Annotated in this window: 11 protein-coding genes and 1 pseudogene; 2 read left to right on the top strand and 10 right to left on the bottom strand. The window is 69.7% G+C overall.

Annotated features, from left to right (window positions below):
* Positions 1-21 precede the first annotated feature (21 nt).
* Positions 22-1,032 (top strand): biotin/lipoyl-binding protein, encoded by a 1,011-nt coding sequence (locus ACFJIT_RS02390; RefSeq protein ID WP_379654913.1) that lies wholly within the window; start codon positions 22-24, stop codon positions 1,030-1,032.
* A 466-nt stretch (positions 1,033-1,498) separates the two neighbouring features.
* Here the strand turns inward: ACFJIT_RS02390 and ACFJIT_RS02385 are convergent, their stop codons facing one another.
* The 9 genes and pseudogenes from ACFJIT_RS02385 to gmk all read right to left on the bottom strand — a co-directional run bounded on the left by ACFJIT_RS02385 (position 1,499) and on the right by gmk (position 11,195).
* On the bottom strand, positions 1,499-2,779 hold the full coding sequence (locus ACFJIT_RS02385) for a citrate synthase (RefSeq protein WP_379654912.1): 1,281 nt from the start codon (positions 2,777-2,779) through the stop codon (positions 1,499-1,501).
* Positions 2,780-3,026: 247 nt separating this feature from the next.
* Positions 3,027-3,269: a type B 50S ribosomal protein L31 gene (locus ACFJIT_RS02380; protein WP_130517121.1), complete on the bottom strand. Its 243-nt coding sequence runs from the start codon at positions 3,267-3,269 to the stop codon at positions 3,027-3,029.
* A gap of 71 nt (positions 3,270-3,340) precedes the next feature.
* The gene (locus ACFJIT_RS02375; protein WP_379654911.1) at positions 3,341-4,279 is read right to left on the bottom strand and encodes a nucleoside hydrolase; all 939 of its coding nucleotides are present in this window, start codon (positions 4,277-4,279) and stop codon (positions 3,341-3,343) included.
* Positions 4,280-4,428: 149 nt separating this feature from the next.
* A complete protein-coding gene (gene recG / locus ACFJIT_RS02370) occupies positions 4,429-6,663 on the bottom strand; it encodes an ATP-dependent DNA helicase RecG (protein ID WP_379654910.1) in 2,235 nt (744 codons plus the stop codon).
* Between the two features lie 101 nt (positions 6,664-6,764).
* The gene (locus ACFJIT_RS02365; protein WP_130517115.1) at positions 6,765-7,151 is read right to left on the bottom strand and encodes a RidA family protein; all 387 of its coding nucleotides are present in this window, start codon (positions 7,149-7,151) and stop codon (positions 6,765-6,767) included.
* A gap of 298 nt (positions 7,152-7,449) precedes the next feature.
* Positions 7,450-9,619 (bottom strand): annotated as a pseudogene (locus ACFJIT_RS02360) (RelA/SpoT family protein).
* A 191-nt stretch (positions 9,620-9,810) separates the two neighbouring features.
* A complete protein-coding gene (gene rpoZ / locus ACFJIT_RS02355) occupies positions 9,811-10,107 on the bottom strand; it encodes a DNA-directed RNA polymerase subunit omega (RefSeq protein ID WP_130517111.1) in 297 nt (98 codons plus the stop codon).
* A gap of 136 nt (positions 10,108-10,243) precedes the next feature.
* Positions 10,244-10,570: a low molecular weight protein tyrosine phosphatase family protein gene (locus ACFJIT_RS02350; protein ID WP_379654909.1), complete on the bottom strand. Its 327-nt coding sequence runs from the start codon at positions 10,568-10,570 to the stop codon at positions 10,244-10,246.
* A 10-nt stretch (positions 10,571-10,580) separates the two neighbouring features.
* Positions 10,581-11,195, bottom strand: coding sequence for a guanylate kinase (gene gmk / locus ACFJIT_RS02345; protein ID WP_130517109.1), 615 nt, complete (start codon positions 11,193-11,195; stop codon positions 10,581-10,583).
* 391 nt (positions 11,196-11,586) lie between these two features.
* On the opposite strand from gmk, the gene ACFJIT_RS02340 reads away from it, so the two are divergent.
* The gene (locus ACFJIT_RS02340; protein ID WP_379654908.1) at positions 11,587-12,297 is read left to right on the top strand and encodes a response regulator transcription factor; all 711 of its coding nucleotides are present in this window, start codon (positions 11,587-11,589) and stop codon (positions 12,295-12,297) included.
* Here the strand turns inward: ACFJIT_RS02340 and ACFJIT_RS02335 are convergent.
* Entirely contained in the window at positions 12,273-13,646 is a 1,374-nt protein-coding gene (locus ACFJIT_RS02335) for a sensor histidine kinase (RefSeq protein WP_379654907.1), read from the bottom strand. The genes ACFJIT_RS02340 and ACFJIT_RS02335 overlap by 25 nt on opposite strands.
* Between the last annotated feature and the right edge of the window lie 41 nt (positions 13,647-13,687).

The following is a 13,687-nucleotide window of genomic DNA, read 5'->3' as shown; positions in this document are numbered from 1 at the left end:
CCCCCTTCAACCCCAACCGCCATGAACACCCAATCCCTGATCCGCACCGCGCTGACCACTCTCGTCGTGCTGGCCGCCGCCCTGGTCGGCTACGCGCTGTGGAAGCACTACATGTATTCGCCGTGGACGCGCGACGGCCGCATCCGCGCCGAGATCGTGCGCATCGCCCCGGACGTGTCCGGCCTGGTGGCCGAGGTCGACGTGCAGGACAACCAGGCCGTGAAGGCCGGCGATGTCCTGTTCCGCATCGACCCGCGCCGCTTCGAACTGGCCGTCGCCCAGGCCCAGGCCGACCTGGCCGCCGCGCAGGCCGCCGCGCGCGCCGCCGGCGCCAACATCTCCGCCGCCGCGGCCAGCACCGCCGCCAGCCAGGCCGACTACCAGAAGTACGCGGCCCAGGCCCAGCGCCGCGAGGCCGCCGCCGCGGTGATCTCGGCCGAGGCCCGCGCCGACGCCAGCGCCACCGCGCGCGCCGCGCAGGCCGCGGTCGAGCAGGCCCGCGCCAACCGCAACGCCGCCACCGCCTCCCAGTCCAAGGCACTTGCCGCGGTCGAACAGGCCCAGGCCGCACTGGACCTGGCCCAGCTCAACCTGGAGCGCGCCACCGTGCGCGCCGCCGCCAACGGCTACATCACCAACCTCAACGTGCGCGTGGGCGACTACGCCAGCGCCGGCGCGGCGCGCATGGCGCTGGTGCGCAGCGACACGATGTGGGTCTACGGCTACTTCGAGGAAACCAAGCTGCCGCACATCCGCCCGGGCGACCGCGCCGACATCCGCCTGATGAGCGGCGGCCACGCCTTGCGCGGCACCGTCGAAGGCATCGCCCGCGGCATCACCGACGCCGACAACCCCACCAGCAGCAGCGACCTGCTGGCCACCGTCAGCCCGACCTTCAACTGGATCCGCCTGGCCCAGCGCGTGCCGGTGCGCGTGCGCATCGACCCGGCCAGTGTGCCGAAGGACACCCTCCTGGCCGCCGGCATGACCGCCTCGGTCACCGTGCATCCGGGCACGCACGCGCGGGACTGAGCCGCGCCGGCACCGCGCCCGCGAGGCACGTCTGAAGCGCCAACGACGCCATGGCGGCTCCTGCAACGCCCACCTCACGCGTCAATGCGTTCGCAGCACATCGCAATCCGGGCTCGGCAGGAGCAACCGTCTCCTCAAATCTTGCGGCAGCCTGCCTGTAGAGCGGAGCTTGCTCCGCTGCTCTTCGTTCGGTTCGTATGGGAAGGCCCCAGCGGAGCAAGCTCCGCTCTACAGGCTCCTGCTCGCTAGGCGCGGGCACCGCCCGCCGGCCCGCTGCCTCGCGCGTCAGGTCAGAAGGCTTCGGTCTGAGCCCGCTCCCTTCCGCCGCAGGCGAAGGAGAGGGTGCAGAGCGCTTGGCTCAGTGCCTTCGAGCTGGAAGGAGTCCTGCGCTATTCGTCGCAGCGCCCCGAGGCAAAAAAAAGCCCCGCAACCGCGGGGCTTCTTCTCACACGATCCCAAAGACCGATCAGGCCTTCGGGTAGTCGCGGCTCGGCGAACCGACGTAGATCTGGCGCGGACGGCCGATGCGCGCGTCCGGGTCGACCTGCTGTTCCAGCCAGTGCGACACCCAGCCCGGCGTGCGGCCGATGGCGAACAGCACGGTGAACATCTCGGTGGGGATGTTCAGCGCCTTGTAGATGATGCCGCTGTAGAAGTCCACGTTGGGATACAGCTTGCGCTCGACGAAGTAATCGTCCTTCAGCGCGGCCTCTTCCAGCTTCATCGCCACTTCCAGCAGCGGATCGTTGACGCCCAACTCGCCCAGCACCTTGTGGGTCATCTCGCGGATGATCTTGGCGCGCGGGTCGAAGTTCTTGTACACGCGATGGCCGAAGCCCATCAGGCGGAACGGGTCGTTCTTGTCCTTGGCGCGCTCGACCGCCTTGGCGACATTCTTGGCATCGCCGATCTCGGCCAGCTGCTTGAGCACCGCCTCGTTGGCGCCGCCGTGCGCCGGGCCCCACAGCGCGGTGATGCCCGCGGCGACCGAGGCGTAGGGATTGGCGCCGGTGGAGCCGACCAGACGCACGGTCGAGGTCGAAGCGTTCTGCTCGTGGTCGGCGTGCAGGATGAACAGCAGATCCATCGCCTTGGCCACGACCGGGCTGAGCTCCAGGTCCTCGCTCGGCACCTCGAACATCATGTGCAGGAAGCGCTCGACGTAGCCCAGGTTGTTGCGCGGATAGCGGATCGGCTGACCCAGCGCGTAGCGGTGCGCCGCGGCGGCCAGGGTCGGCATCTTGGCGATCAGGCGGATCGCCGCCAGACGGCGCTGCTCGGGATCGTTGAGATCCAGGGTGTCGTGATAGAACGCCGACAGCGAAGCCACCGAGGCGGCCAGCATGGCCATCGGATGGGCGTCGTAGTGGAAGCCCTTGAGGAAGCTCTTGAGCGACTCGTGCATCATCGTGTGATGCGTCACTTCGTGCTCGAACTTGGCCAGTTCGTCCTTGGACGGCAGCTCACCGTTCATGAGCAGGTAGGAGACCTCGGTGAAGCTGGAATGGGCGGCCAGCTGCTCGATCGGGTAGCCGCGGTACAGCAGCACGCCCTTGTCGCCATCGATGTAGGTGATGGCCGACTTGCAGGCGGCGGTGGCGCCGAAGCCGGGATCGTAGGTGAAGAGACCCGTTTCCTTGGTCAGCTTGGAGATGTCGACGCAATCGTTGCCAAGCGTGGGTTTCAGTACAGGCAGAGTCGCCGATTTGTCGGCGGCGCTCAGCGTGGCCTGGTCAAGTTCGGACACAGTGCACTCCTTCGTGGGGAAGCGCCAAAGCCTGTCGGCCGTGGCGCGTAGACAGGATCCGCGACGACTGGAAACCTAGCCGCGCAGTCCGAGGATTATCGCATACGGCCCGGTATCGAGGGCCGTGACGGACCGTTCCCGTCAGACCAAAGGATGATGCCGCCCGGCGCCGGGGCGCACACGCGAAAACGGCCGTGTCCCGCGAGGGACACAGCCGTCATTCGAACCGCTCAGGAATCGCGTTCGATCAGCGCGCGTAGCGCTTCTGGAACTTGTCGATGCGGCCGCCGGTGTCCATGACCTTGTGCTTGCCCGTGTAGAACGGGTGCGAGGCGGAGGACACTTCGACCTTGACCAGCGGGTATTCGTTGCCGTCTTCCCACTTGATCGTTTCCTTGCTGGCAAGGGTCGAGCGGGTCAGGATCTTGAAGTCGGAGGTGACATCGTGGAAGACGACGTCGCGGTACTGCGGATGGATGTCGGCCTTCATGGCGGGCACCAGATGTCGAAAAGGTGAGCCGCGCATTGTAGCGGCCCACCCCACCCCGTGCAAGACCTGGCTTACACGGCGGCCAGGGCCGCCTCGACCAGCGCCTCGAACCGCGCCTGGTCGTAGCGCAGCAGCAGCCGGGCGTTGTCCGGCCGGCCGGTCTGGCGGTTCCAGTCGGTGACGGTGGCGCCCCGGGTTAGGGTGCCGGCCAGTTCGACCGCCAGCGGGCGCTCGACCAGCTCGGTGGCGCCGTCCGGATGCAGGGCCAGGGCCATGGCCAGCGCATCGGCGCTATGCCAGTGATCGCCGCGGCGATCGGCCGACCAAAGCCGCGTCTGGCGCGAGATGGTCTCGTAGAAGGCCGCGCGCGGCGACGGCGCGGCCAGCCACTGCTCCACCCGGCGGTGGTGCAGCCCGTGGGCCAGCGTGGCCTCCCAGTCGGCCACGTCGAATTGCGGGAAGGCCTGGAACACCAGGTGCGCCGCCTCCGGGTCGAAGGCCACGTTGAACTCCGCCGCCGGGGTCAGGTTGCCGTGCGCCGACGCAGCCCCGCCCATCACCACCAACCGCGCCACACGCTGCGGCAGGGACGGATCGAGTTTCAGCGCCACCGCCACGTTGGTCAGCGGGCCCAGGGTGACCAGCAGCAGGCGGCCGGCGTACTCGTGCGACAGGCGCAGGATCGCCAGCGCGGCGTGCTCGGCCTGGGCGCCATGCGCCGCCGGCGTATAGCCGGTATCGCCGAAGCCATCCAGGCCATGCACATCGGCCGCGTCGGGCGAGGGATGCAGCAGCGGTGCGGCGCAGCCGGCGAACACCGGCACCTCGCTGCGGCCGGCGACCTCGCACAGCTTGAGCGCATTGCGCACGGTGTGCTGCAGGCCGACGTTGCCGGCGGCGATGGTCAGGCCGACCACGTCGTGGGCGGTGTCGTTGAAGGCCATCAACAGCGCGAGCGCGTCATCCACGCCCGGGTCGGTATCGATGAGAAGCGGAATCTTCGCGGTCATGCTCCGGGAGCTCTCATGGAACGGTCGCCAAGTCTGACATAGCGGGGAGCCGGGGGAGAGAAGCCAGCGGTGAGTGGAGAGGAGTGATGAGCGAGCAAAAGCGGCGCCCGCTCGCGCCTCACTCCTCCGCGCTCACGCCTGCCAGCGCCTCAGGCGCTGGCGTAACGCGCGGCGCCGCCGATCCAGCGTGCGATCAGCCGATCGGCCAGCGCCGGGTCGGTGTCGAGCAGGCGGTCGGCCAGCGCGTGCACCTGCGGCAGCAGGCCCGCATCGCGCGCCAGGTCGGCCACGCGGAAGGCGGCCAGGCCGGTCTGGCGCGTGCCGAGCAGTTCGCCCGGGCCGCGCAGCTCCAGGTCCTTCTCGGCGATGAGGAAGCCATCGTTGGTCTGGCGCATCGTGTCCAGGCGCTCGCGCGCCATCTGCGACAGCGGCGCCTGATAGAGCAGTACGCACGAGGAGGCCGTCGCACCGCGGCCGACGCGCCCGCGCAGCTGGTGCAGCTGCGCCAGGCCCAGGCGCTCGGCGTTCTCGATCACCATCAGCGAGGCGTTGGGCACGTCCACGCCCACTTCGATCACCGTGGTGGCCACCAGCAGGTCGCACTCGCCCTGCTTGAAGGCGCGCATGACCGCCTGCTTCTCGGCCGGCTTCATGCGGCCGTGCACCAGCGCCACGCGCGCCTGCGGCAGCGCCGCGGTCAGCTGCTCGAAAGTGGTCTGCGCGGCCTGCGCCTCGAAGCGCAGCCCCGGGCCGGCGCTGCCGGCCTGCGCCTTGGCGTCGTCGTCGGCCTCTTCGATCAGCGTACACACCCAGTAGACCTGCCGGCCTTCGGCGCAGGCCACGCGGATGCGCTCGATCAGCTCGGGGCGACGCTCGGCGCTGAGCACGATGGTCTGCACCGGCGTGCGGCCCGGCGGCAGTTCGTCGATGGCCGAGACGTCCAGATCGGCATAGGCGGCCATGGCCAGCGTGCGCGGGATCGGCGTGGCGGTCATGACCAGCTGGTGTGGAGACAGACGCCGATCGATCGCCTGATCACCCTCCCTGGTGCCTTGCCGCTCGCCATCCCTGGCTCGCCCGGACGGCACCTGCGGCGCCGCCCGCCCCTTGTCGCGCAGCGCCAGGCGCTGGTGCACGCCGAAGCGGTGCTGCTCGTCGACGATGGCCAGGGCCAGGTCGTGGAAGGCCACCGCTTCCTGCATCAGCGCATGCGTGCCGACCACGACCTGGGCCGCGCCGCTGGCGACGTCTTCGAGCACCTTGGCGCGCGCCTTGCCGGTGACCTTGCCGGCCAGCCAGGCCACGCGCACGCCCAGCGGCTCGAGCCAGCCGCGCAGGTTGGCCAGGTGCTGTTCGGCCAGCAGCTCGGTCGGCGCGGCCAGCGCGACCTGCTTGCCGGATTCGACCGCCAGCATCGCCGCCAGCGCCGCGACCACCGTCTTGCCGCTCCCGACATCGCCTTGCACCAGGCGCAGCATCGGCCGCGGCTGGGCCAGGTCGGCGCGGATCTGCGCGAACACCCGCTGCTGCGCACGGGTCAGTTTGAACGGCAGGGTCTTGAGCAGCTTGGCCACCAGCGCGCCCTTGCCCGCCAACGCATGCGCGCCATGCTGCTGCAGGGCGATGCGCTGGCGCCGCAGGCTGAGGTGATGGGCCAGCAATTCCTCCAGCGCCAGACGCCGCTGCGCGGGATGCGTGCCGGCCGACAGCGCCGCCACATCGGCATCGCGCGCCGGGCGGTGCATGGTCAGCAGCGCCTCGCGCAGGGATGGCAGGGCCTGTCCGTCGGGCAGGCGCTGCTGGCGCAGCAGCGGTTCGGGCAGCAGTTCCAGCGCGGCCTGGTCCGGCAGGCGATCCAGCGCCTGGGAGATCAGCTTGCGCAGCACCGCCGGCCCGACGCCTTCGATGGCCGGATACACCGGCTCCAGCGTCTCGCCCAGCGGCGTATCGCCCTGCGCGTCCAGCAGCCGGTAGCTGGGATGGATGATCTCCAGGCCCTGCTGGCCCTGGCGCGGAACGCCATACACGCGCAGCCGCGCACCGACGGCGAACTGTGCCACCTGCGCCGCGCGGAAATGGAAGAAGCGCAGCACCAGCGTGGCGCGCGACGCATCGCCGATCGCCACCCGCAGCACCGGGCGGTAGCGGAAGCCGCGTTCGACCGCCTCGATGGTGCCCTCCACCTGCGCCGCCACGCCGGGCTGCAGGCGCGCGATCGGCGTCAGGCAGGTGCGGTCCTCATAGCGCAGCGGCAGCAGCAGCCACAGGTCCTGCAGCGTCAGCAGGCCGCGCGCGGCGAGTTTTTCGGCCAGCTTGGGGCCGGCGCCGCTGAGCCCGACGATGGGCTGGTGGAAGGCAGGCTCCAGGCTGCGGACGGCGGGCATCGTGGGGCCGGTCATAGGCCGCTAGGATGCCGGCCGTCCTGCGCGATTGCTACTTCAGATCGACGCATGCGCACGTCGGACAACGCCGCATGCAGGCCCGATCACGCGCCAAGCACCATCACCGCGTCGACCTCGAACAGCGCGCCCTTGGGCAGGCCGGAGACCTCGATGGTCGAACGGGCCGGGAACGGCGCGCTGAAGTACTCCTGCATCACCGCATTGACCGCGGCGAACTGGCTCAGGTCGGTCAGGTACAGGCCCAGGCGCACCATGTCGCCCAGCGAGCCGCCCGCGGCCTCGGCCACGGCCTTGAGGTTGTCGAACGAACGCCGCGCCTGCGCGGTGATGTCGCCCTCGACCAGGTTGCCGGTGGCCGGATCCAGCGGAATCTGGCCGGAGAAGTACACCGTGTCGCCGGCACGCACGGCCTGCGAATACGGGCCGATCGCGGCCGGCGCGTGGTCGGTGTGGATGATCTGCTTGGTCATGGGGAGTGGTTCCGGGGAAATGGCTGCGTATTTTAGCTGCGGGGATTCGGGATTCGGGATGCCGGCCGCGCCGTGAGCCGTGAGCCGTGAGCCGTGAGCCGTGAGCCGTGAGCCGGAAGCAGCATCACCGGAACCATTGAACGCCCCCTCCCTTGCGAAGCAGGGGAGGGGCGAAAAGCCTGGGGCTCGAAGAACGTGAGTCGGCAGCTCCTCCGCAGCTTTGTTTGCAGGCACAAGCGCCGCACCTTCGCATCGACAGGGGACGCGCATCCCGAATCCCGAATCCCCGCCCCACCCACTACGCCCGCCGAACCCCCAGCACCGTCTGCAGCCGCCGCAGGCGCCGCATCACTTCAGCCAGATGGTTGCGATCGCGCACCTGGATGTTGAAGCGCAGTACCGCGGCGTTGATGTCGCGTTCCAGGTACTCCACGCGCTCGATGTTGGACTGGCTCTGCGCCACCGCGGCGGCCACCTGGGCCAGCACGCCGGTGCGGTTCTCCACTTCGATCAGCAGGCTGGCGTCGTAGTCGCCGCTCACGCCCGGGTCCCGAGTCGATCGCCACCCAGCGATCCGGCGACTTGCGGAACTCGGCCACGTTGGGACAGTCCAGGCGGTGCACCACGATGCCCTTGCCGGCGGTGTGGAAGCCCATGATCTCGTCGCCCGGGATCGGCTGGCAGCAGTTGGCGAAGCTGATCACGCCGCGCTCGCCGCCGGTGATCAGGATCTTCTCCTGCGAATGCTTGGAATGCCCGCCGCTGCGCAGGTCGGCGAAGGCCATCATCGCCTGCGCGGCCTGGGCCGGCATCCAGTTGCCCAGCGCCACGTCCTCCAGCAGCGCCTCCAGTCGCGGGTACTTGTGCTCGATCAGGAAGCTCTCCAGCCGCTGCGCCGGCAGGCGGTCCAGCGAGCTGTCCAGGTCCTCCAGCGCGCGATCGAGCATGCGGTGGCCCAGCTGCACCGCATCCTCGTGGCCGAGCTGCTTGAGCTGGTGGCGGATGGCGGTGCGCGCCTTGGAGGTCACCACGAACTCCAGCCACTGCGGCTTGGGCGCGGCCGACTTGGCGGTGATGATCTCCACGCTCTGGCCGCTGGTGAGTTTGGTGCGCAGCGGCACCAGCTTCTTGTCAACGCGCGAGGCCACCGCCGCGTTGCCCACGTCGGTGTGCACCGCATAGGCGAAATCCAGCGCGGTGGAATTGCGCGGCAGCGACAGGATCTTGCCCTTGGGCGTAAACAGATAGACCTCGTCGGGGAACAGGTCGACCTTGACGTTGTCCAGGAACTCCAGCGACGAGCCGGCCGAGCGCTGGTTCTCGATCAGCTCGGAAATCCAGGCATGGGCGCGGCTCTGCGCGCTGTTGGGCATCTGCGTGCCGAACTTGTAGGTCCAGTGCGCGGCGATGCCGCGCTCGGCCACCAGGTCCATCTCCTCGGTCCGGATCTGCACCTCGATCGGCGAGCCGTACGGACCGAACAGCACCGTGTGCAGCGACTGGTAGCCATTGGCCTTGGGGATCGCGATGAAGTCGCGGAAGCGCCCGTCCAGCGGCTTGAACTGCCCATGCGCCGCGCCGAGGGCGTGGTACACGTCCGGCACGCTGGTCACCACCACGCGGAAGCCGAACACGTCCATCACCTGGTCGAAGCTTTTGCCCTCGCTGCGCATCTTGGTGTAGATGCTCCAGGCGGTCTTGACCCGGCTCACCAGGCGATGGGCGATGCCCTCGCGGGTCAGGCTCTGGGTCAGCTGGGTCTCGATCTGCGCCAGCGCCTCGCGGCGCATCACCGGCTGGCTCTGGATGTGCTTGCGGATGATCGCGTGGCGCCAGGGATACATGGCGGCGAAGCTCAGGTCCTGCAGCTCCGATTTGACCAGGCTCATGCCCAGGCGCTGGGCGATGGGCGCGTAGATGTCCAGCGTCTCGCGCGCGATGCGGCTGCGCGCCTCGGCGCTCTGCGCGCCCAGCGTGCGCATGTTGTGCAGGCGGTCGGCGAGCTTGATCATGATCACGCGCAGGTCGCGCGACATGGCCAGCAGCATCTTGCGGAACGACTCGGCCGCCGCTTCCTTGCGGTCGCGGAACTTGAGCTTGTCCAGCTTGGTCACGCCATCGACCAGCTCGGCCACCGCCTCGCCGAACTCGCCGGCGATCTCCTCGCGGGTCAGCGGCGTGTCCTCGATGGTGTCGTGCAGGACCGCGGCGATCAGCGTCTCCACGTCCATGCCCAGCTCGGCCAGCACCTGGGCCACGGCCACCGGATGGGTGATGTAGGGCTCGCCGGACTTGCGCGTCTGGCCCTCGTGCGCGGCCGCGCCGACCTGCCAGGCCCGGCGCAGCAGCGGCAACTGATCGGCGGGCAGATAGCTGGCGGCCGCCTCGAAGCGACGCACGTACTCGGGTACGTCGTCCTCGTGCGGCGGTGCGGGTTGGATGGCTTTGCTGGAACGCCCGGGAGTCATGCGCGAAGCCTATGCCAGCGGCCCGGTCGCAGCAATGCACCATGGGCGCGCATGCGCTGCATCACACGGGTTCATGCAGCGCGCGTTCCAGCCAACGGCACCCGCTCGCGCCTGCGCGCGAACCGGCACCGGAAACGACAACGGCCCGCCATGGGCGGGCCGCTGCATCAGGCCAGAACGCCGATGGGCTTTTAGTCGTCGCCCTTGGACATGTCGTCGTCGGCGACCACTTCGGCGGCGGCCCACTCCAGCGCCTCGCGCTCGGCGCGCTCGCGCTCGGCCTTCTCGACGCGGTCGATCAGGTCGTTGTCGACCTTGCGCGCGGCGATCTCGCGCAGCGCCAGCACGGTCGGCTTGTCGTCGGTCTCGTTGTCGATGGTGGCCTCGACGCCGTTGGCCAGCTGGCGGGCGCGCTTGGCGGCCATCATGACCAGCTCGAAACGGTTGTCGACGACTTCCAGGCAATCTTCTACGGTGATGCGGGCCATGTGGGCTCCTGGCGGCCATCCACCGGACAGGTGGGCCGCGCGACTAGCGGAAAGGGACCGGGAATTCTAGGGATCGCCGACCCCAATTGCAATCCACGCCTTTCAAATCAACTGGTTAGGCCACTGAACCGGGCGTTCAGCGCCTCGGCAGGTGCCGCGGAACCCGTGCCTGCAGCAGCGCGATCAACATCGGATCCATGAAATCGTAGTCGTCCGGGATGTCCAGGCAGGCCACGCGGACGTCTCCCAGATGCGGGCGGAACTTCTGCGACAGGCGTGCGCGCTGCGCCTTTTCCATCACCAGCACCAGATCGGCCCAGGCCAGCAGCTCCAGCGTCAGCGGGTTCTCAGCGTCGTGGTTCAGGCCGGCCGAGGCGACCTCGATGCCCGGCCAGCCGGCGAACACCTGCTCGGCCGTCGGGCTGCGCAGGCGGTTCTGGCTGCAGACGAACAGGACGTTCAAGCGTGCGCGATCACTGCGCCAGCAGCGCCTCGATCAAGGCACGATGTTCGGCGGCCTGGCGCTCGCGGCGCAGGCGGCTGGCGGTGAAGATGGCGCACATCTCCTCCACCGCGGTGTCGAAGACTTCGTTGACGATCACGTAGTCGAACTCGCCGTAGTGCGACATCTCCTCGCGCGCGGCAGCCAGGCGCTGGGCGATGACGTCCTCGCTGTCCTGCCCGCGCTTGCGCATGCGCTCCTCCAGCGCGTCGCGCGAGGGCGGCAGGATGAACACGCTCACCGCCTCGGGTACCTTCTCGCGCACCTGGCGCGCGCCCTGCCAGTCGATCTCCAGCAGCACGTCTTGGCCGGCAGCCAGCTGTGGCTCGACCGACTGGCGCGCGCTGCCCTTCCAGTCGCCGTGCACGCGGGCGTACTCGAAGAACTCGCCGGCATCGATCATCGCCTGGAACTGCGCCTCGCTGACGAAGTGGTAGTGCTGGGCATGGCGCTCGCCCGGGCGCGGCGCGCGCGAGGTGAACGAGATCGACAGGCTGATGCGCGGGTCGCGCGCCAGCGTGGCGTTGACGATGCTGCTCTTTCCGGCGCCCGACGGGGCCGCGACGATGTACAGGGTGCCGCGCATGGCGATGGCCTTAGCTGCCGCGACGAGGCGCGACGGTCGGAAAAGGCGCGCAAGTCTAGCAAAGACGCCGCGCGGCGCAGCCACTCCCGCGCAGGGCGCCTGCTCCACCAGCGGATGTCGGCGCTTGGCCCGGCATCGCCGCTTGATCGAGCACCACCCTCATCGAAACCCATCCTGTGCTCCTTCCCCGTCCCGCCGATGGAAGCTCCCGTCTTCGTCCTCTTCTTCCCGACGCCGCGGACGAAGGCATGGGAAAGCCTCCACCGGACCGGCGGAACCCCGTCGCGCAAGGAGGTCCGGGGCGGGCGGCCGGGGCGATCGCTGCACGGCGCCAGGACGCGTACATCCCGGCACGCGCCGGCGACCGGCTGCGGCTACACTGCGCCTGCGCATGACTTCCGATTCCGCTGCCGCCGCCCTGCGCATTGTGTTGCTGGAGGACGATCCGATCCTGCGCGAGCGCATCCTGGTCCCCGGCCTGCGCCGTTTCGGCTTCGTCGTCGACGGCTGCGGCACCGGCGCGGAACTGCAACAGCGGCTTGAACGCGAGGGCGCGGAGATTGTGGTGCTGGACGTCGGCCTGCCCGACACCGACGGCTTCACCCTGGCCGGCACCCTGCGCCAGCAGTCTCCGGACCTGGGCATCGTCATGCTGACCAGCCTGGGCCAGACCGAGGACCGCATCCGCGGGCTGACCGGGGGCGCTGACGCGTATCTGTCCAAACCGGTGGAACTGGACCTGCTGGCCGCGACCCTGCACAGCCTGGCCCGACGGGTGAGCGGGCGCCCGCCCGCGGCCCCGGCGCGCGGGCGCTGGCAGGTGAGCGAGGACGGCTGGTGCCTGCTGTCCCCGTCCGGCGCCGCCGCGGCGCTGACCGGCAGCGAACGCCGCCTGTGCCTGCGCCTGCTGGAACAGCCGGGCCTGCTGGTGGCGCGCGAGGCGCTGATCGGCGCCCTCACCGACCGCGTCCACGACTTCGACGCGCATCGCCTGGATTCGATGGTGCACCGCCTGCGCAGCAAGGTGCAGCGCCGCTGCGGCGAGCCGTTGCCGCTGGCCGCCGTGCACGGCCATGGCTACATCCTCGATCCGTCCGGCTGAGCATCCGCCGGCGCTTCGGCGGCCGGCAGCACGATGCGGAAGCGAGTGCCCATGCCCACGGCGCTGTGCACCTGGATCCGGCCACCGGCGCGCATCACCAGGTCGCGCACCACCGCCAGGCCCAGGCCGGTGCCGCGGTCGGCGGGCTTGGTGCTGTAGAACGGTTCGAACACCTGCGCGGCCACCTCCTCCGGCATGCCGTGGCCATCGTCGGCAACCTCGATCACGACGCTGTCCTCCTCGCTGGACACGGCGATGTCGAAGTGGCCGCGGTCGGCGATCGCGTCGCGGCTGTTGGACGCCAGGTTCAACAGCATCAGGTCGAACTGGCTGCGCTCGAAACGGATCGGCGCCGGCGCCGCCGGCAGCGTGCAGCGCAGCACGATCCGCGCTTCCAGCAGCTGCCGCAGCATCGGCTGCAGCGCGTCCACCGCGGCCGCGGCGTCGAAGCGTTCGACGTGCTCGGCCTCGCGGCGGCTGAAGCGCAGCAGACGGCGCACGATGGTCATGCCGCGCTCGGAGGACTGCTCCACCGCCGCCAGGCTGTCCTCCAGCTGCGCGATGCGCTGGGCGTCGCTGACGGGCTCGTCGTCGTGGCGCGCGGCCGCGAAGCCGGACATCACCGCCAGGATGTTGTTGAAGTCGTGGGCCAGGCCGCTGGCCATGCGCTCGGTGATCTCGCGCTTCTGCGCGTGGATCAACTGGGTCTGCGCGCGTTCGCGTTCGTGCATCTCCTGCTGCAGGCGCTGGCCGCGCGCATTGGATTCGCGCAGGCTCTCGCGCAAAGCCTCGGTGGTGCGGTCAAGCAGTAGCGCCACCAGCAGGTAACTGAACAGCACCGGCAGCACATTGAAGAACGAGCGCGCATCGGCGGGCAGGAGCAGCGCGTCGCGGGCCACACCGACGCAGAGCGTCAGCAGCAGGCCCACCAGGGTCATCCACAGCGCGCGGCGCCCCAGGACCAGGCCGGCCAGGATCAGCGCCAGGATCTGCGCCAACTGGTCCGGCAACTGCCGCTGGAAGCCGTGGATCGCGGCGTTGACCAGCAGCGAGCCGAGCATCGCCCCGAGCAGCAGGCGCACGCCGCCGCGCAACGCGCCCTGGCGCACGCGCACGAAACCGATCCCCGCGCATACCCCGATCAGCAGGCTCATCCCCAGCGAAACGACCATGCCCGGCGGCACCGCCTGCCCGCGCAGCTGCGGCCAGGCCAGCACCAGCGCGATCACGATCGTGGCGGGAATGGTCACCGCCAGGAACAGCAGCAGCAGCTGGATCACGCGCGCATTGCGCCGATCGACCTCGTCCAGCAGCGGCGCGCGGCCCAGCCATTCCCAGAACGCCTTCATGCCGCGGTGCCGAACCCGTTCAGTGAGAATCCGATGATGAT

It is taken from the genome of Pseudoxanthomonas sp. UC19_8, assembly GCF_042700505.1.
In the GTDB taxonomy this organism is placed as follows: domain Bacteria; phylum Pseudomonadota; class Gammaproteobacteria; order Xanthomonadales; family Xanthomonadaceae; genus Pseudoxanthomonas_A; species Pseudoxanthomonas_A winnipegensis.
This window is presented reverse-complemented; position numbering and strand designations above follow the sequence as displayed.

Bases quoted from the DNA above. Each gene is read 5' to 3' on its own strand.
- ACFJIT_RS02390 (WP_379654913.1), top strand. From the start codon at position 22: ATGAACACCCAATCCCTGATCCGCACCGCGCTGACCACTCTCGTCGTG.
- ACFJIT_RS02380 (WP_130517121.1), bottom strand. From the start codon at position 3,269: ATGAAGGCCGACATCCATCCGCAGTACCGCGACGTCGTCTTCCACGAT.
- ACFJIT_RS02375 (WP_379654911.1), bottom strand. From the start codon at position 4,279: ATGACCGCGAAGATTCCGCTTCTCATCGATACCGACCCGGGCGTGGAT.
- recG (WP_379654910.1), bottom strand. From the start codon at position 6,663: ATGCCCGCCGTCCGCAGCCTGGAGCCTGCCTTCCACCAGCCCATCGTC.
- ACFJIT_RS02365 (WP_130517115.1), bottom strand. From the start codon at position 7,151: ATGACCAAGCAGATCATCCACACCGACCACGCGCCGGCCGCGATCGGC.
- rpoZ (WP_130517111.1), bottom strand. From the start codon at position 10,107: ATGGCCCGCATCACCGTAGAAGATTGCCTGGAAGTCGTCGACAACCGT.
- gmk (WP_130517109.1), bottom strand. From the start codon at position 11,195: ATGCGCGGCACCCTGTACATCGTCGCGGCCCCGTCGGGCGCCGGAAAG.
- ACFJIT_RS02340 (WP_379654908.1), top strand. From the start codon at position 11,587: ATGACTTCCGATTCCGCTGCCGCCGCCCTGCGCATTGTGTTGCTGGAG.
- ACFJIT_RS02335 (WP_379654907.1), bottom strand. From the start codon at position 13,646: ATGAAGGCGTTCTGGGAATGGCTGGGCCGCGCGCCGCTGCTGGACGAG.